The organism is Streptomyces sp. NBC_00873, assembly GCF_045207415.1.
GTDB lineage: Bacteria > Actinomycetota > Actinomycetes > Streptomycetales > Streptomycetaceae > Streptomyces.
In genome coordinates, this window is the sequence record NZ_CP108803.1 from 6,661,860 (window position 1) to 6,678,718 (window position 16,859).

Sequence of the window (16,859 nt, forward strand, 5' to 3'; positions counted from 1 at the left end):
AGGGTCCGTCAGTCGTCGTCCGTGTCGGTCTTCGAGGCGTCGTCTTCGTCGGCCGGCGCACGCTCGGGCAGCTCCGCCGCCAGCGCGGCGGCGGCCTGCACGAGCGGAAGCGCCAGCAGCGCCCCGCTCCCCTCGCCCACGATGACACCGTGGTCCAGCAGCGGGTTGAGCGCCATCCGGTCCAGCGCCTTCGTCTGTGCCGGCTCGCCGCTCACCTGACCGGCCAGCCACCAGTCCGGCGCCCGGAAGGCGGCCCGCTGAGCGACCAGCGCGCACGCCGACGAGACCACGCCGTCCAGGATCACCGGCAGTTTGCGCACCGCACACTGCAGCAGGAACCCCGTCATCGCCGCCAGGTCCGCGCCGCCGACCGTGGCCAGCAGCTCCAGCTGGTCGCCGAGGACCGGCCGGGCCCGCCGCAGCGAGTCCCGGATCGCCGCGCACTTGCGCATCCAGGCGAGATCGTCGATACCCGCGCCGCCGCGCCCGGTGACCACCGAGGCGTCCGTGCCGCACAGGGCCGCGATCAGGGTGGCCGCCGCCGTGGTGCCACCGACGCTCAGATCGCCGAGCACCACCAGATCGGTGCCCGAGTCGGCCTCCTCGTCGGCGATCGCGATGCCCAGACGTACCGCCTGCTCGGCCTCCTCGGCCGTCAGCGCGTCCTCGATGTCGATCCGGCCGCTGCCGCGCCGCACCCGGTGACGTACGACCGGCTCGGGCAGCAGCTCCGGCTCGCAGTCCAGGCCGGCGTCGACGATCCGCACCGGTACGGAGAACTGGCGGGCCAGCACGGCCAGCGGCGTCGCACCCTCCAGTGTGGCCCGGACCAGCTCGTGGGCGGTTCCGGCCGCGCGGCCGGAGACACCGAGCTCGGCCACCCCGTGATCACCGGCGAAGAGCACCACGCGCGGCTGCAGGATCGGTTTGACCGGCACGGCCTGCTGGGCGGCCGAGAGCCACTCGCCCAGCTCGTCGAGCCGGCCGAGGGCGCCCGGGGGCACGATCTGCCGCTCCCGGCGTTCCTCGGCGTCGCGCCGTACGCCACCGTCGGGGCGTTCGATCAGGTCGGAGAAGTCGTCCAGATTCACGGGGGTCTGCCTCGCGGGTCGTTACGTGGTGTGGGCCGCTGAGAGCCTGTCGGGTGACCTCTGATCGGGCGGCCACGCCCTGGCACGCACGCTTCCGGCGTTGCCGAAATGCCCTGGTAGCTCCGCTACAAGGCCATCCCGGCGCCTTGGAATCGCACGCACCATGCCGCGTCCGCTCTCCGATCGAAGGTCACCCGACAGGCTCTGAGCCCGGCGGCGGGCTCATTGCGGAACAGTACCTGCCACGATTCTGACGCCTCATCAGTGCGGCGGCCGGCCTCTCAGGCCCCGAAGCGCAGCAGCGTCATCGCGGGGGTCAGCGTCCGCAGCCCCGGCGTCAGATGCTGGAGCCGGATCAGTTCTCCCATCGCGCCCCGCCCCCGCGGCAGCCCCAGCGCGCGCACCTCGGTGATGTTCGGATGCGCACTGCGCAGCTTCTTCCGCTCGCCCGGGTTCATCGCCCAGTGCATCGGCGGGACGGTCATGGAGCCGACCTTCGACTTCCCGGCCACCGTCCCCTTCGCCGGCCGGCGCGCCATCGAGTCCAGGACGAGCACCCCGCCCGGCAGCCGTTCGGCGCAGGTCGCCAGGATCTTCCGTACCTCCCAGGGCTGCAGATACATCAGCAGCCCTTGCGTCGTGACGATCACGCCCCGGCCCGCAGGGTCCTCGATCTCGTCCAGCCAGGAGAGATCGGTCGCCGACCGGGAGAGCGTCCGCAGCCGGTCCGAGGAGGGCAGCAGCGCGCGGCGCAACGCTGCCACCTGGGGCAACTCCACGCTCAGCCAGGTGAGCCGCCCGTTGTCGACCCGCCAGAAGCCGGTCTCCAGACCGTCGCCGAGCGCGACGACGGTGGCCTCCGGACGCCCGCGCAGATAGCCCTGCACCGTCAGGTCGAAGCAGCGTGAGCGCAGCGCCTGCGCCTGCGAGTGGAAGGCGTTCGGCTGCCCGAAGCGCTCCTCGAAGGGGTAGTCGAGGTCCGCCATGAGCCGCAGCGCCATCGGATCGTCGATGACGGGATAGAGCTGCCCCGCCTCGTACGCCCGGTTGTAGAGCGTCCAGAGCAGGGTCTCCGGAACGCCTTCCAGTATCGGCCTCACTCGCGCCATGTCCGCTCCCTTCCTGCCGCTGATCCTGTTGCGGTGCGGGTCAGCCGCGCAGCGTCAGCGCCTGACCGGCCACCACCAGCAGCACGTGCTCGCACTCGTCGGCGAACGCGGCGTTGAGCCGCCCCAGCTCGTCCCGGAACCGCCGGCCGGCGGCTGTCGCGGGCACCACGCCCGATCCGGCCTCATTGGTCACGGCGACGACCGTACGCCGCGTTCCGCGCACCGCGCCGACCAGTTCGGTGATCCGCTCCCGCAGCGCACTCTCGCCGCCGTCCGCCCACGCCGCGTCGTCCCAGGCGTTCACCCGGTCCATCGCGTCCGTCAGCCACAGCGACAGGCAGTCGATCAGCAGCGGCGGCCCGTCCGACTCCAGCAGGTGCACCAGCTCACAGGTCTCCTCGGTGCGCCAGGCGGCCGGTCTGCGCTCCCGGTGCAGCCCGACCCGCGCCATCCACTCCGCGTCGCCTTCGCGGCCGCCGCCGGTCGCCACGTACACCACCTCGGGGAAGGTCTCCAGCCGCCGCTCGGCCTCCACCGACTTCCCGGACCGCGCACCGCCGGTCACCAGCGTCCGCCGCGGGACATCCGGTACGGCGTGGTACCCGCCGACCACCAGTGTCGTCCCGTCCGGCACGGTCCGGGCGCCGGCCGCCGCGAGCCGCCGGTCCAGCTCGGGGCCGGTGGGCGCGTCATGGTCCAGATGAACGGCGATGACCTCGGTGGCCGGCCCGATCGCTTCGACGGCCCGCAGCCTGGCCATGGCGTCCGGGCGTCCGGTCACATCACCGACCACCATGTCGTACGGCTCCGCCACCCGGCCCGTGAGACCGGCGGGGGCCGCCCCCGGCGGCATGTACAGCAGCCGCGCGCCCTCCGGGGACGTCACCTCGTACCCGGTCCCCGGCGAGTCCATCGGCACCGCCCGGATCCGGTGCCCGCTGATCAACGTCAGCACCTGCCCGTCCGGCACCCGTCCGGCCGGGGGCAGCCCGGCGGGCAGCTCCACGGCGGGCCCGTCATGCGGATGAGTGAGCAGCACCTGCCGTACGCCGGTCAGTGAATGACCCGCGCGTGCGGCGGCGAACACGGCCCCCGGGGTGAGATCGAGCAGCAGCGCGCCGTCGACCAGCAGTGCGGTTGCGGCGCGCGCCCACACCCCGCGGGCGGTGGCGCAGGCGGCGCACGGACATTCGGGGCGCGGCAGCCCGTCGGGGGCTCCGGTGCCGAGCAGTGTCAGTTCCACGCTCCGATCCTCCCGCGTCCCCGCACCGACTGCGCGACCAACCCCATGGCTCTCGGTCCGAAAGGCCCCAGGCACTAGGCTGCGGGCAGCAACGCGACCCAGGAGGCGGACATGGCGTGGACGTGGCGGTTCGAGAAGTCCGACGGTACGGAGACGGAGCCGGCCCTGCAGCCGGAGGAATTCACGACCCAGGGCGATGCGGAGTCATGGATCGGTGAGTTCTGGAAGGAACTCCTGGACGGCGGGGCGGACCAGGTGACCCTCTTCGAGGACGCGACGAAGATCTACGGCCCGATGAGTCTCCAGGCCGACCAGGGCTGACCGTCGATACGGGCGCACGAGGGCCCCGGGCGCCGTTCCTCGGCATCCGGGGCCCTCGCACGGCAGCGGTCAGATCTCGCCCAGCGTGACGACCGACGTCCTCTCCACACCGTCGCGCAGATATGTCACCTTGACCTTCTGGCCCGGCTTGTCGTTGGCCAGCGTCTCGGCCAGCTCCGTCATCGTCGTGACCCGTGTGTCGCCGATCTTCGTGACGATGTCGCCGACCCGCAGTCCGGCCTTGTCCGCGGCGCCGCCCGCCGTGACGGCGACCACCGCGATTCCGAACGGCTGGTAGTTGTCGTCGACGACCGCGCGGCCGGTGATGTTCAGCGCCGCCCGGCCCGAGTCGGTGACCTTGCCGCTCTTGATGATCTGGTCGGCCACCGTCTTCACCATCGAGACGGGGATCGCGAACCCTATGCCCGGTGCCGCGCCGTTCATCTGCGGATCCGTCGCCGCCAGCGTCGGAATGCCGATCACCTCACTGTTCAGGTTCACCAGCGCACCGCCGCTGTTGCCCGGGTTGATCGCCGCCGAGGTCTGCACCATGTTCGCAATGGTCGCCCCGATGCCACCCTCCGTCTGACTCTCGCTGACGGTCCGGCCGACCGCCGACACGATGCCCTGGGTGACGCTGCTGGACAGTCCGAGCGGCGAACCCATCGCCAGCACTATCTGGCCGACCTCGACCTTGTCCGAGTTGCCGAACTTCGCCGCCTTCAGCCCGCTCGGTACGTTGTCGAGCTTGATGACGGCCAGGTCCTGCTCCGGATAGGTGGCGACCAGCGAGGCGCCCAGCACCTTCTCGCCGGTGGCGACGGTGACGTTGAACGTCTTCTCCTGGCCGACCACATGGGCATTGGTGACGATATGGCCCTTCTTGTCGTAGACGACGCCGGATCCGAGACTGTTGCCGGCTTGGATCTGTACGACGGAGGGCAGCACGTTTTTTATGACGGCCTCGTACTCGGCCTGCAGGTCACCTGCGGCCTGGGAAGTCGCATGCGGCGAGGCCGACTTCGTGGCATCGGCGCTGGCCGAGTCCGAGTCCGAGCAGCCGGACACCAGGGCTATGGCACAGACACCTGCGGTCAGAGGCAGCAGCAGCCGGTACAGACGGCCGCGCGAGCGGGAAGCATCCATGTCTGAATCATTGCTTTTAACCCCATTGGCGGCCTCCCGGGTTCGGCCGATCGGGTGACGCCCGCTCCTCGTCCATCCCTCAACCATCCCCAGGGATTTCCGGCGGGCGCCCTGCGATGCACCGCACCGGGCGCCGTGAACCGTCCGGCCCTCGTCCGGACGCCCTCTAGCCGCGCACCCCGCACAGATGCAGCAGCGCGGCAACCCGGCGGTACGGATCCGTCCGTCCGGCCCGGTCCTCCGCGGCCAGCACCCGGTCGAGTTCCGCGGCGGCCGGCAGCTCCACGTCATCGCTCACCTGGTCCGTGAAGATCCGCACCCCGTACCAGGCGTGCAACGGCGCCGCGATCCCGGCGAGCGTGGCCGTGAGGGCGTCCAGCCGGTCGGCGCGGACCGTCAGGCCCAGCCGGTTGGTGTACGTATCCGTGTCGAACGCGGCCAGTGCCGTGTCCCAGTCCCCGGCGGTGCCGGGCCGCATCGCCAGCGCGTCGCCGTTCCGTACGAGCAGCGAGAGCAGCCCGCCGGGCGCCAGCATCCGGGCCAGTCCCGCCAGCAGCGCGTCCGGCTCCCGCACGTACATCAGCACGCCGTGGCAGAGCACCACGTCGAAGCTGCCCGGCAGGAAGTGCACGCCCGTGTCCAGGCCGTCGCCCTCGAGCAGCCGGACCCGCTCCCGGATGCCCGCGGGCTCGTCCCCGAGCGCCTCGCGGGCGGCCCTCAGCATCTCGGCGTCGGACTCCAGGCCGGTCACCGTGTGGCCGGCCCGGGCCAGCCGCAGCGCCTGCGTGCCCTGTCCTATGCCGACATCGAGGACCCGCAGCCGCTGGCCGACCGGGAAGCGCGCGGCTATCTGCTCGTCGAGCTGCCGGGCGACGAGCTCCTGGCGCACGGTGTTGCGCAGCCCGCCGAGCCCTCTGAGCCACGTCGAAGAGGCCCCGGTGAACCCGTAGACCCCGGAGTCCCTGGAGGGGGCACCGTCCGGCAGGCCTGCGGACGGACCGCCGACCGAGCCGGAAAGCTCCGTACTCAGGGCCGCTCTCCGCGCTTTACCTGCGGCTTCGGCAGGCGGAGCCGACGCATCTGAAGCGTACGCATCAGGCCGTAGGCGACCGCGCCGCGCTTCGGAGTGTCGGGGAAGCGCGCGTTCAGCTGCTTCTTCAGCCGGAACGTGAGACCGATCGAGTCGATGACGATCAGCACGATCACGCCGAGCCAGAGCAGCAGCGAGATGTTCTGGATGTTCCGCACCTGGATCACGCTGAGGATCAGGATGATCACCGCGAGCGGCAGGAAGAACTCCGCGATGCAGAAGCGCGAGTCCACGAAGTCGCGGACGAAGCGCCGCACCGGACCCTTGTCACGGGCCGGCAGGTAGCGCTCGTCGCCACTGGCGAGCGCCTCGCGCTGCTTGGCCATGTCCACCCGGCGCGCTTCGCGCTGGCGTTTCATGGCCTCCTTGCGGTCGAGCGGCGCGCCACTGGAGGCACGACGGCGCTGCGACTGGGCATCGCTGCGCTTGGGGGTGGGGCGACCTTTGGGGGCCTGCGGGTCGCGGGGCTGCGTGGAGAGGTCCGCCGTCACCTTGGTGGCGGGGGCCTTCTCATCCTTCGAACGGCTACGGAACACAAAACCCAAGGGTACGGGGTCGGCCGCGACGACCCCAGCCCGGTCGGGAACGATCCGGCAACGGCCTGCGTCATCCCAGGTGTCCCGAGAGGGGCAGAACGGACGTTGCCACCGGTTTCCCCGACGGCCGCCTACTCCTTGGGCCGGAGCGGTATCCGGGGGCAGTCGTCCTTGGGGAGGACCACATCCGTGCTCGAACAGTGCGGTAATAGAGACAGGGCCCGTACTGTGGGTTCTGTTGGAGTGCTGGAGCCCAGTCCGTCAGAAGGGGGCGCGCGAAGCCCATGAGCGGTGTCATGAAGCGTATGGGGATGATCTTCCGCGCGAAGGCAAACAAGGCCCTTGACCGGGCCGAGGATCCGCGCGAGACCCTCGATTACTCGTACCAGAAGCAGCTGGAGCTGCTTCAGAAGGTGCGCCGCGGTGTCGCCGATGTGGCGACCTCGCGCAAGCGCCTGGAGCTGCAGCTGAACCAGCTGCAGGGCCAGACGTCCAAGCTGGAGGACCAGGGCCGCAAGGCGCTCGCGCTCGGTCGCGAGGACCTGGCCCGCGAGGCGCTGTCCCGGCGCGCCGCACTCCAGCAACAGGTCACCGACCTGGAGACGCAGCACACGACGTTGCAGGGTGAGGAGGAGAAGCTCACTCTCGCGGCCCAGCGGCTGCAGGCCAAGGTCGACGCCTTCCGTACGAAGAAGGAGACCATCAAGGCCACCTACACCGCCGCCCAGGCGCAGACCCGGATCGGCGAGGCGTTCTCCGGGATCTCCGAGGAGATGGGCGACGTCGGCCTGGCGATCCAGCGGGCCGAGGACAAGACCCAGCAGCTGCAGGCACGCGCCGGTGCGATCGACGAGCTGCTCGCCTCCGGCGCTCTGGACGATCCGACCGGGACGGCGAAGGACGACATCGCCGCCGAGCTGGACCGGATCTCCGGTGGTACGGATGTGGAGCTGGAGCTCCAGCGCATGAAGGCCGAACTGGCCGGCGGCTCCACCCCGCCACAGGCCATCGAGGGCGGCCCGCAGGACGCTGCCCAGCAGCAGTCCTCGCAGTCCCCGCACAGGTTCGACAAGCAGTAAGGCGGACGTCATGATCGTTCGGATCATGGGGGAGGGTCAGGTAGCCCTGGCCGACAGCCACTTCGCTGAGCTCAACAAGCTCGACAACGAGCTGCTCGCCGAGATGGAGAGCGGCGACGGCCCCGGCTTCCGCGCCACGCTCCAGGCGCTCCTCGCCAGGGTGCGTGAGCTCGGCACACCTTTGCCGGACGACTCCCTGGAGCCGTCCGAACTGATCCTGCCGTCGCCCGACGCCACCCTCGAAGAGGTACGCGACATGCTCCGCGACGATGGTCTGATCCCCGGCTGACGCCGGTCGCTCCAGCACCCGCACGCACTGTGCCCCGTGTCCGGTCCGCCGGCCGCGGGGCACGGTGCTGCCAGGACTTTCGCGTTCTGCGTGCGGTCCCGGCCCCGGGCGGTCCGTATCCGTGCGCGACAACGCCGTACCGTAGCTCGCGTGACCACCCTCGGAACCGGGTTCCTGCGCGTCCGGCGCTGGCTGCGCGACCATCCCCTCGCGTTCGACGGTGCGCTCGCCGTGGCCGTACTCGTTGCGATGATCGCCGGATCGTTCACCGACCCGACCGCGCCGAACGGGCCCAGCTTCGGCACCCGCACGCCCGAGGCGGGCAGTGTGGTCCTGATGGTGCTCGCCGCCGCCGTGCTCGCCCTGCGGCGTCGCAACCCGATGGCGGTGCTGGCCGCCACCGGTGGGCTGTCCATCGTCGAGTTCGTGCTGGTGGACCCGCCTGCCCCGGTGGTCATGAGCGCGGTCATCGCGCTCTACACGGTCGCCGCATCCACCGACCGGCCCACCACCTGGCGGGTCGGCCTGCTGACCATGGCCGTGCTGACGGCGTCCGCGATGGTCTTCGGGACGTCCCCCTGGTACAGCCAGGAGAACCTCGGGGTCTTCGCCTGGACCGGCATGGCCGGCGCCGCCGGGGACGCCGTCCGCTCCCGGCGGGCGTTCGTCGACGCGATCAGGGAACGCGCCGAACGGGCCGAACGCACCCGCGAGGAGGAGGCCCGGCGGCGGGTCGCCGAGGAACGGCTGCGGATCGCCCGCGATCTCCACGACGTCGTCGCCCACCACATCGCCCTGGTCAATGTGCAGGCCGGGGTCGCCGCCCACGTCATGGACAAGCGCCCCGACCAGGCAAAAGAGGCGCTCGCCCACGTCCGGGAGGCCAGCCGCTGCGCACTCAACGAACTCCGTGCCACGGTCGGGCTGCTGCGCCAGTCCGGCGACCCGGAGGCGCCGACCGAACCGGCACCCGGTCTCGCGGTCCTCGACGAACTCGTGGAGACGGTCCGGCGCGCCGGGCTCCCGGTCGAGGTGGCCTGCGTCGACCCCAGGCCCCCGCTCCCCGCGGCCGTCGACCTGGCCGCGTACCGGGTGATCCAGGAGGCGCTGACCAACGTGCGCAAGCACGCGGGCCCCGGGGCGAAGGCCGAGGTCAGTGTCGTACGGGTCGGGGCGACGGCCGAGGTCACGGTCCTCGACAACGGCACGGGCAGCCCCGAGGGCGCGGGCGCCGGAGCCGACGGCGGCGGCCACGGTCTGCTCGGTATGCGTGAGCGCGTCACCGCCCTCGGGGGCACCCTCACTGCCGGGCCCCGTTACGGCGGCGGATTCAGGGTTCATGCGATCCTGCCGGTCAAGGCCCGCACGGGAGAGCCGGGGACGCCGGGCATGGCGGGCCGGACGGGGGAAGGCGCATGACATCACCACCCATCAGGGTCCTGCTCGTCGACGACCAGGCGCTGCTGCGCAGCGCGTTCCGGGTGCTGGTCGACTCGGAGCCGGACATGCAGGTCGTCGGCGAGGCGGCCGACGGGGCGGAGGCCGTGGCGCTGACCCGCTCGACGCGCGCCGATGTGGTGTTGATGGACATTCGGATGCCCGGTACGGACGGACTGGCCGCGACCCGGATGATCAGCGCCGACCCGGAGCTGGCGGACGTACGGGTCGTCATGCTCACCACCTTCGAGGTCGACGAATATGTGGTGCAGTCGCTGAGGGCCGGTGCCTCGGGCTTCCTCGGCAAGGGTGCCGAACCGGACGAACTGCTCAATGCCATCCGCATTGCCGCGGGTGGCGAGGCGCTCCTCTCGCCGGCCGCGACCAAGGGACTGATCGCCACTTTCCTCGCGCAGGGCGGCAGTTCGGACGGTGAGGGGCCGAGCGCCGCGGAGTACTCCGAGCGGCTCGACGCACTCACCGGCCGCGAACGAGAGGTGCTGGTCCTCGTCGGGGGCGGGCACTCCAACGACGAGATCGCCGAGCGCCTCGCTGTCAGCCCACTCACCGTCAAGACCCATGTGAACCGGGCCATGGCGAAACTGGGCGCCCGTGACCGGGCTCAATTAGTGGTGTTTGCGTACGAATCGGGCCTGGTGCGCCCACGGGTGGAGTGAAGGGTGGAGAAGCGGCGTACTCCACCTGCGGTATGCGCCACATAAGAAAGTCACCCCGGGGTCGACGCTTCCGCCCCTGTGGATGAGCGATGGTGTAGCTGGGCCGGGTCTGTCTCCGAGTCACCCGCCCACCTGCCGCGTACGCCACAGAAGAGAGACCCACCCATGTCCTGGCTGTCCAGATTCAGCCTCGCGCAAAGGGCCCTGATCGGGCTGATCTCAATCGTCGCGCTGGTCTTCGGAGCGATCGCGATCCCGCAGCTCAAGCAGCAGTTGCTGCCCACCATCGAACTCCCGATGGTCTCGGTGCTCGCCCCCTACCAGGGTGCCTCCCCCGATGTGGTCGAGAAGCAGGTCGTCGAACCGCTCGAGAACTCCATCAAGGCCGTCGACGGCGTCACCGGCGTCACCTCGACCGCCAGCGAGGGCAACGCCGTCATCATGGCGACCTTCGACTTCGGCGACGAAGGCACCAAGCAGCTGGTCGCCGACATCCAGCAGGCGGTCAACCGCGCCCGCATCCAGCTGCCCGACGACGTCGACCCGCAGGTCATCGCCGGTTCGACGGACGACATCCCGACCGTCGTCCTCGCCGTCACCTCCGACAAGGACCAGCAGGCGCTCGCCGACCAACTGGACCGCACCGTCGTCCCCGCTCTGGAGGACATCGACGGTGTCGGCCAGGTCACCGTCGACGGTGTCCAGGACCTCCAGGTCTCCATCACCCCCGACGACAGGAAGCTCGCGGCCGCCGGTCTGAACGCCGGATCCCTCGCCCAGGCCCTCCAGGCGGGCGGCGCCACGGTCCCGGCCGGTTCGTTCTCGGAGCAGGGCAAGAGCCGCACCGTCCAGGTCGGCGGAGCCTTCACCTCCCTGAAGCAGATCGACGACCTGCGGGTCGCCGGTCAGGACCCGGCCGGCGGCAAGCCCGGCAAGCCGGTCCGCATCGGTGACATCGCCACGGTGAAGCAGGAGCCGTCCACCGCGGTCTCCATCACCCGTACCAACGGCAAGCCGAGCCTCGCCGTGATGGCCACGATGGACAAGGACGGCAGCGCCGTCGCCATCTCGGACGCCGTCAAGGACAAGCTCCCGGACCTCCGCAAGGACCTCGGCGCCGGCGCCGAACTGACCGTCGTCTCCGACCAGGGCCCCGCCGTCTCCAAGGCGATCTCCGGTCTGACCACCGAGGGCGCGCTCGGCCTGCTCTTCGCGGTCATCGTGATCCTGGTCTTCCTCGCGTCGCTCCGCTCGACGCTGGTCACCGCGGTCTCCATCCCGCTCTCCGTGGTTCTGGCACTGATCGTGCTCTGGACCCGCGACCTGTCGCTCAACATGCTCACGCTCGGCGCGCTGACCATCGCGATCGGCCGCGTCGTCGACGACTCGATCGTGGTCCTGGAGAACATCAAGCGTCACCTCGGCTACGGCGAGGAGCGGCACTCCGCGATCATCACCGCGGTCAGGGAAGTGGCCGGCGCGGTCACGTCCTCGACCCTCACCACGGTCGCGGTCTTCCTCCCGATCGGTCTGGTCGGCGGCATGGTCGGCCAGCTGTTCGGCTCGTTCTCCCTGACCATCACCGCGGCCCTGCTCGCCTCCCTGCTGGTCTCGCTGACCGTGGTCCCCGTCCTGTCGTACTGGTTCCTGCGCGCCCCCAAGGGCAGCACGGAGAACCCGGACGAGGCCCGTCGCAAGGCCGAGGAGAAGGAAGCCCGCAGCAGGCTCCAGCGGCTGTACGTCCCGGTGCTGCGCTTCGCGACCCGGCGCCGCATCACCAGCATCGTCATCGCCGTCGCCGTGCTCTTCGGCACCTTCGGCATGGCGCCGCTGCTCAAGACCAACTTCTTCGACCAGGGCGAGCAGGAAGTCCTCTCCATCAAGCAGGAGCTGGCCCCCGGCACCAGCCTGGCGGCCGCCGACGAGGCGGCCAAGAAGGTCGAGAAGCTCCTCGACGAGGACAAGGGCGTCAAGGACTACCAGGTCACCGTCGGCTCCTCCGGCTTCATGGCGGCCTTCGGCGGTGGTACGGGCGCCAACCAGGCCTCTTACCAGGTCACCCTGAAGGACTCGGCCGACTTCGACGCCACCCAGAAGCGCATCGACGAGGGCCTCGGCAAGCTCGACGGCATCGGTGACACCACCATCGCCGCCGGCGACGGTTTCGGCAGCCAGGACCTCAGCGTCGTGGTCAAGTCCGCGGACGCCGCGACCCTGAAGAAGGCCTCCGAAGAGGTACGGGCGGAGGTCGCCGAGCTCAAGGACGTCACCGACGTCCAGAGCGACCTGGCGCAGAGCATTCCGCGCATCTCGGTCAAGGCCAACTCCAAGGCCGCGGCCGCCGGATTCAACCAGGCCACCCTCGGCGCGGCCGTCGCCGGAGCGGTGCGCGGCACCCAGGCCGGCAAGGCGATCATGGACGACACCGAGCGCGATGTCGTCATCAAGTCCGCCCACCCGGCCACCACGATGGAGGAGCTGAAGAAGCTTCCCCTCGGCCCGGTCGAGCTCGGCCGGATCGCCGATGTGAAGCTGGTCCCCGGACCGGTCTCGATGACGAGGATCGACGGCCAGCGCGCCGCCACGATCACCGCCAAGCCCACCGGTGACAACACCGGCGCGGTGAGCGCCTCGCTCCAGTCGAAGATCAACGCCCTGGACCTGCCGGACGGCGCCACCGCCACCATCGGCGGGGTCTCCCAGGACCAGAACGACGCGTTCATGAAGCTCGGCCTGGCCATGCTCGCGGCCATCGCGATCGTCTTCATGCTGCTGGTCGCGACCTTCCGGTCCCTGGTTCAGCCGCTGATCCTGCTGGTCTCCATCCCGTTCGCGGCGACCGGCGCCATCGGCCTCCTCGTCGTCACCGGCACCCCGATGGGCGTCCCGGCGATGATCGGCATGCTGATGCTGATCGGCATCGTGGTGACCAACGCGATCGTGCTGATCGACCTGATCAACCAGTACCGGACGCAGGGCATGGGCGTCGTCGAAGCAGTCATCGAGGGCGGCCGCCACCGCCTCCGCCCGATCCTGATGACGGCACTCGCGACGATCTTCGCCCTGCTCCCGATGGCGCTCGGCGTCACCGGCGAGGGCGGCTTCATCTCGCAGCCCCTCGCGGTCGTGGTGATCGGTGGCCTGGTCACGTCGACGCTGCTGACGCTGCTGCTGGTGCCGACGCTCTACGCGATGGTGGAGCTCCGCAAGGAGCGCCGGGCGAAGAAGAAGGCGGCCAAGCGCGCGAAGAAGGCGGGCGTTCCGGGCCCGGCCCCGCTGGAGGAGACCACCTCCGAGGAGCCGGAGCCTGCGAAGGCCTGACGCCCGGCACGCGAAGGCCCCGGCACCGGTGAACGGTGCCGGGGCCTTCGCGTGCCGGCCTGCCGGGTCCGTACGGGCGGACCCCGGCCCCCAGGCGGGGGCGGAGGCCCAGGGAGGCCCTGTTGCCCCTACGCGAGCGCCAGCATCCGCTCCAGCGCCAGCTTCGCGTACTTCTCCGTCTCGGGGTCGACCTCGATCCGGTTGACCAGGTTCCCCTCGGCCAGCGACTCCAGCGCCCACACCAGGTGCGGCAGGTCGATCCGGTTCATCGTCGAGCAGAAGCAGACCGTCTTGTCGAGGAAGACGATCTCCTTGTCCTCCGCGGCGAACCGGTTGGCCAGGCGGCGCACCAGGTTCAGCTCGGTGCCGATCGCCCACTTCGAGCCGGCCGGGGCCGCCTCCAGGGCCTTGATGATGTACTCCGTCGAGCCGACGTGGTCCGCCGCGGCCACGACCTCGTGCTTGCACTCGGGGTGCACCAGCACATTGACGCCCGGGATGCGCTCGCGCACATCGTTGACGGAGTCCACCGAGAAGCGTCCGTGCACCGAGCAGTGCCCGCGCCACAGGATCATCTTCGCGTTCCGCAGCTCCTCGGCGGTGAGGCCGCCGTTCGGCTTGTGCGGGTTGTAGAGGACGCAGTCCTCCAGCGTCATCCCCATGTCGCGGACCGCGGTGTTCCGGCCCAGGTGCTGGTCGGGGAGGAAGAGGATCTTCTCGCCCTGCTCGAAGGCCCACTCCAGGGCGCGCTTCGCATTGGACGAGGTGCAGATCGTGCCGCCGTGCCTGCCGGTGAAGGCCTTGATGTCGGCGGAGGAGTTCATGTACGAGACGGGTACGACCTGCTCGGCGACCCCGGCCTCGGTCAGTACGTCCCAGCACTCGGCGACCTGCTCGGCGGTGGCCATGTCGGCCATCGAGCAGCCTGCGGCCAGGTCCGGCAGCACGACCTTCTGGTCGTCGGTGGTCAGGATGTCCGCGGACTCCGCCATGAAGTGCACACCGCAGAAGACGATGTACTCGGCTTCCGGCCGGGCGGCCGCGTCCCGGGCGAGCTTGAACGAGTCGCCGGTGACGTCCGCGAACTGAATGACCTCGTCGCGCTGGTAGTGGTGGCCGAGAACGAAGACCTTGTCCCCGAGCTTCTCCTTGGCCGCGCGGGCGCGCTCCACCAGGTCCGGGTCGGACGGGGAGGGCAGGTCGCCGGGACACTCGACGCCGCGCTCGCTCTTCGGGTCGGCCTCGCGGCCGAGCAGCAGCAGGGCGAGGGGCGTCGGCTGGACATCGAGGTCCTGGACGGGGTGGGCCGTGGTCACGTCACGCACCCTTTCTTCTCTGCAGGTAAGCCTTTTCGTCTAATTGACGTTATCTATCATATCCGGTTCACGTCACTTTGACGACGCCGATAGCGTCTATGTGACGAATTCCCTCTGGAGGTGGTCGGGGGCTGTTCCGGGGGCGCGAGGGGCCGCCTTGCCCCGCCCGGCACCCCTTCCCGGAGGCGTGTGCGAGCATGAAAGGAACAGGCAAGCGCTCGGCCCGGAATGAATCCGCGGTCCCGACGGTTGCAACGTCGGCAAGCAGTCCGTACAACCCGGGAGAGAAGCAGATGTCCGTATCGGACGAGACCACCACCGTGAGCGACGGCATCCTCCTGTCCGACGCCGCCGCAGCCAAGGTCAAGGGCCTGCTGGAGCAGGAAGGCCGTGACGACTTGGCGCTGCGCGTCGCCGTCCAGCCCGGCGGCTGCTCGGGCCTGCGCTACCAGCTCTTCTTCGACGAGCGTTCGCTCGACGGCGATGTCGTGAAGGACTTCGACGGCGTCAAGGTCGTCACCGACCGGATGAGCGCTCCGTACCTGGGTGGCGCCTCCATCGACTTCGTCGACACCATCGAGAAGCAGGGCTTCACGATCGACAACCCGAACGCCACGGGCTCCTGCGCCTGCGGCGACTCCTTCAGCTAGGTCGCGAAGGCGGTATCGGGCAGCTGTGCCTGACGAAGGCGGCGACCCCCGGGCTCACTCCGGGGGTCGCCGCCTTCAGTCGTGCACGGGCTTGCTAGCCGCGCGGCACCGTGCCGCCCGCCGCGTCGAGCACCTTCCGGTCGCCCAGCGGGGCGTCCAGCGTCACCGTCCGCGTCAGTTCCTTGGCGATCATGATGCAGATTTTCTTCGGGTCCGGGATCGACTCGGTGATCGTCACCCGTACCGCGTCCGCGCTCTCGGTCGCGCTCGCCGCGTACGTACTGCACACCCCGCCCCAGAACGCCACCTTCAGCGTCCGGCCGTCCGCGGTGTACGAGATCAGCTGGTGCGTGGACCGGGACGCGTCCCCCGTGCCCGAATCCGGCCCCGGGTTCTTCGAAGGCTTCGCCAGCGAGTCCGGGTCCACCGCGACCTGCGCCACCGTGTTGCCCGTCCCGCCCGCCGCCGGCCGCACCGAGAAGAGCCACGACGGCACGAGCGTCTGCTCGCCGTCCACGTACCGCATCGCAAGGCCGAAGACCGCCTTGTCGACCGTGACGGTCGTCGTCTCCCGCTCCGCTCCGGTGCGCGTCCCGCAGCTGACAGCCGGCGACTTCGGTTCGCCCTCCTCCAGCGGTACGGGGGTGGCGCACCCGCCGATGTGGCTCCGCGAAGCGTCCGCGCGGCCGGCCTTGTTCAGCTGTTTCAGCGCATCGTCCGCGCTGATCACCGGATACTCCGAGCCTTTCTCCAGGCTCTTCAACTGCCCGCTGCCGCCGACCACTTGACCGTCGGGCCCCACCTGGATCCCGGTCGCCCAGCCGTACGTGGGCAGCCCGCCCACCACCGGGTTCGCGTTCACCACCCTTACCGAGCCCATGAGTTGAGACGTGTCGAGGGCCGCATCGTCCTGGCCGGCCGCCTTCAGTACGGGCACGGCGGCGGCCTTGGCGGCCTTCTCGCTCACCGGCGATCCTGTGCCGCCCGGCGCCACGTCCTTGCTCGCACACACCGTCGTGTTCCGGCAGTTGTCCGTTCCGCCGGAGCCGAAGCGGGCGAAGGACCAGGTGCCCGGCGCCTGCTTGTTCACCCGCAGGACCGGACCCGAGCCATCCCCGTCGGACCCCACCTTCCAGGCCGTGCCCTCGGCCCGCGGAGTGCCCTCCAGGCCCAGAGCCTTCGCCAGCCGGGTCACCTCCGCCGCGGAGACGGTGCCCTTCGCGCGGTGGACGGCGGCCTTGGCCGGGCCGTCGGGCAGCTTGCCGGACGCGCGGTAGACCACGCCGTCACCGCTGGGGTCGGGCTCGCCCGGGGCAATACCCTCCGGGGGTGCCGTCGGGCTCGACGCACCCTCGTCGAGTGCGAGCAGAGGAGGCGTGCGGTCACTGCTGCCCGTCCGGCTGCCGCTGCCGCCGTCCGCGGCAGCCCAGTATGCGCTGCCGCCCCCGGCGAGCAGCACCGCTGCCGCCACCGAGGTCACGGCCAGCGGCGACCGCCGCCGGCGGGGGGCAGTCACGTCGTTGTCGGGTCGCTCGGTGCTCACCGGATCGCTCC

15 protein-coding genes are annotated in these 16,859 nt (G+C 70.5%); 7 read left to right on the forward strand and 8 right to left on the reverse strand.

Features of this window, described 5'->3' with window-relative positions:
* Positions 1-8 precede the first annotated feature (8 nt).
* From cobT to OH809_RS30755, 3 genes are all read right to left on the reverse strand, one after another.
* The gene (cobT, locus tag OH809_RS30745; protein WP_406418753.1) at positions 9-1,091 is read right to left on the reverse strand and encodes a nicotinate-nucleotide--dimethylbenzimidazole phosphoribosyltransferase; all 1,083 of its coding nucleotides are present in this window, start codon (positions 1,089-1,091) and stop codon (positions 9-11) included.
* A gap of 281 nt (positions 1,092-1,372) precedes the next feature.
* Complete coding sequence (locus OH809_RS30750) at positions 1,373-2,200, reverse strand: class I SAM-dependent methyltransferase (protein WP_406418751.1); 828 nt, start codon at positions 2,198-2,200, stop codon at positions 1,373-1,375.
* Between the two features lie 40 nt (positions 2,201-2,240).
* Positions 2,241-3,443: a bifunctional adenosylcobinamide kinase/adenosylcobinamide-phosphate guanylyltransferase gene (locus OH809_RS30755; RefSeq protein ID WP_406418749.1), complete on the reverse strand. Its 1,203-nt coding sequence runs from the start codon at positions 3,441-3,443 to the stop codon at positions 2,241-2,243.
* Between the two features lie 111 nt (positions 3,444-3,554).
* Here OH809_RS30755 and OH809_RS30760 point away from each other — a divergent pair, with 111 nt between their 5' ends.
* On the forward strand, positions 3,555-3,764 hold the full coding sequence (locus OH809_RS30760; protein WP_030933634.1) for a hypothetical protein: 210 nt from the start codon (positions 3,555-3,557) through the stop codon (positions 3,762-3,764).
* 69 nt (positions 3,765-3,833) lie between these two features.
* Here the strand turns inward: OH809_RS30760 and OH809_RS30765 are convergent, their stop codons facing one another.
* From OH809_RS30765 to OH809_RS30775, 3 genes are all read right to left on the reverse strand, one after another.
* The gene (locus OH809_RS30765) at positions 3,834-4,910 is read right to left on the reverse strand and encodes a S1C family serine protease (RefSeq protein WP_406418747.1); all 1,077 of its coding nucleotides are present in this window, start codon (positions 4,908-4,910) and stop codon (positions 3,834-3,836) included.
* Positions 4,911-5,076: 166 nt separating this feature from the next.
* Complete coding sequence (locus OH809_RS30770) at positions 5,077-5,811, reverse strand: class I SAM-dependent methyltransferase (RefSeq protein WP_406516300.1); 735 nt, start codon at positions 5,809-5,811, stop codon at positions 5,077-5,079.
* A gap of 125 nt (positions 5,812-5,936) precedes the next feature.
* The gene (locus OH809_RS30775) at positions 5,937-6,536 is read right to left on the reverse strand and encodes a DUF3043 domain-containing protein (protein ID WP_327246829.1); all 600 of its coding nucleotides are present in this window, start codon (positions 6,534-6,536) and stop codon (positions 5,937-5,939) included.
* 296 nt (positions 6,537-6,832) lie between these two features.
* Here OH809_RS30775 and OH809_RS30780 point away from each other — a divergent pair, with 296 nt between their 5' ends.
* The 5 genes from OH809_RS30780 to OH809_RS30800 all read left to right on the forward strand — a co-directional run bounded on the left by OH809_RS30780 (position 6,833) and on the right by OH809_RS30800 (position 13,339).
* Positions 6,833-7,615, forward strand: coding sequence for a PspA/IM30 family protein (locus tag OH809_RS30780; RefSeq protein WP_366134536.1), 783 nt, complete (start codon positions 6,833-6,835; stop codon positions 7,613-7,615).
* 10 nt (positions 7,616-7,625) lie between these two features.
* Complete coding sequence (gene pspAA / locus OH809_RS30785) at positions 7,626-7,904, forward strand: PspA-associated protein PspAA (RefSeq protein WP_037694004.1); 279 nt, start codon at positions 7,626-7,628, stop codon at positions 7,902-7,904.
* A 150-nt stretch (positions 7,905-8,054) separates the two neighbouring features.
* A complete protein-coding gene (locus OH809_RS30790; RefSeq protein WP_406418744.1) occupies positions 8,055-9,323 on the forward strand; it encodes a sensor histidine kinase in 1,269 nt (422 codons plus the stop codon).
* On the forward strand, positions 9,320-10,018 hold the full coding sequence (locus OH809_RS30795; RefSeq protein ID WP_406418742.1) for a response regulator: 699 nt from the start codon (positions 9,320-9,322) through the stop codon (positions 10,016-10,018). Before OH809_RS30790 ends, OH809_RS30795 begins: the two co-directional genes overlap by 4 nt.
* 165 nt (positions 10,019-10,183) lie before the next feature.
* Complete coding sequence (locus tag OH809_RS30800) at positions 10,184-13,339, forward strand: efflux RND transporter permease subunit (RefSeq protein WP_406515939.1); 3,156 nt, start codon at positions 10,184-10,186, stop codon at positions 13,337-13,339.
* 128 nt (positions 13,340-13,467) lie between these two features.
* Here OH809_RS30800 and nadA read toward each other — a convergent pair whose 3' ends face one another.
* On the reverse strand, positions 13,468-14,664 hold the full coding sequence (gene nadA / locus OH809_RS30805; protein WP_406418738.1) for a quinolinate synthase NadA: 1,197 nt from the start codon (positions 14,662-14,664) through the stop codon (positions 13,468-13,470).
* A 284-nt stretch (positions 14,665-14,948) separates the two neighbouring features.
* Here nadA and OH809_RS30810 point away from each other — a divergent pair, with 284 nt between their 5' ends.
* Positions 14,949-15,305, forward strand: a complete 357-nt coding sequence (locus OH809_RS30810; protein WP_030933606.1) for an iron-sulfur cluster assembly accessory protein — start codon at positions 14,949-14,951, stop codon at positions 15,303-15,305.
* 94 nt (positions 15,306-15,399) lie between these two features.
* Here OH809_RS30810 and OH809_RS30815 read toward each other — a convergent pair whose 3' ends face one another.
* Positions 15,400-16,848: a hypothetical protein gene (locus OH809_RS30815; RefSeq protein WP_406418736.1), complete on the reverse strand. Its 1,449-nt coding sequence runs from the start codon at positions 16,846-16,848 to the stop codon at positions 15,400-15,402.
* Positions 16,849-16,859 lie beyond the last annotated feature (11 nt).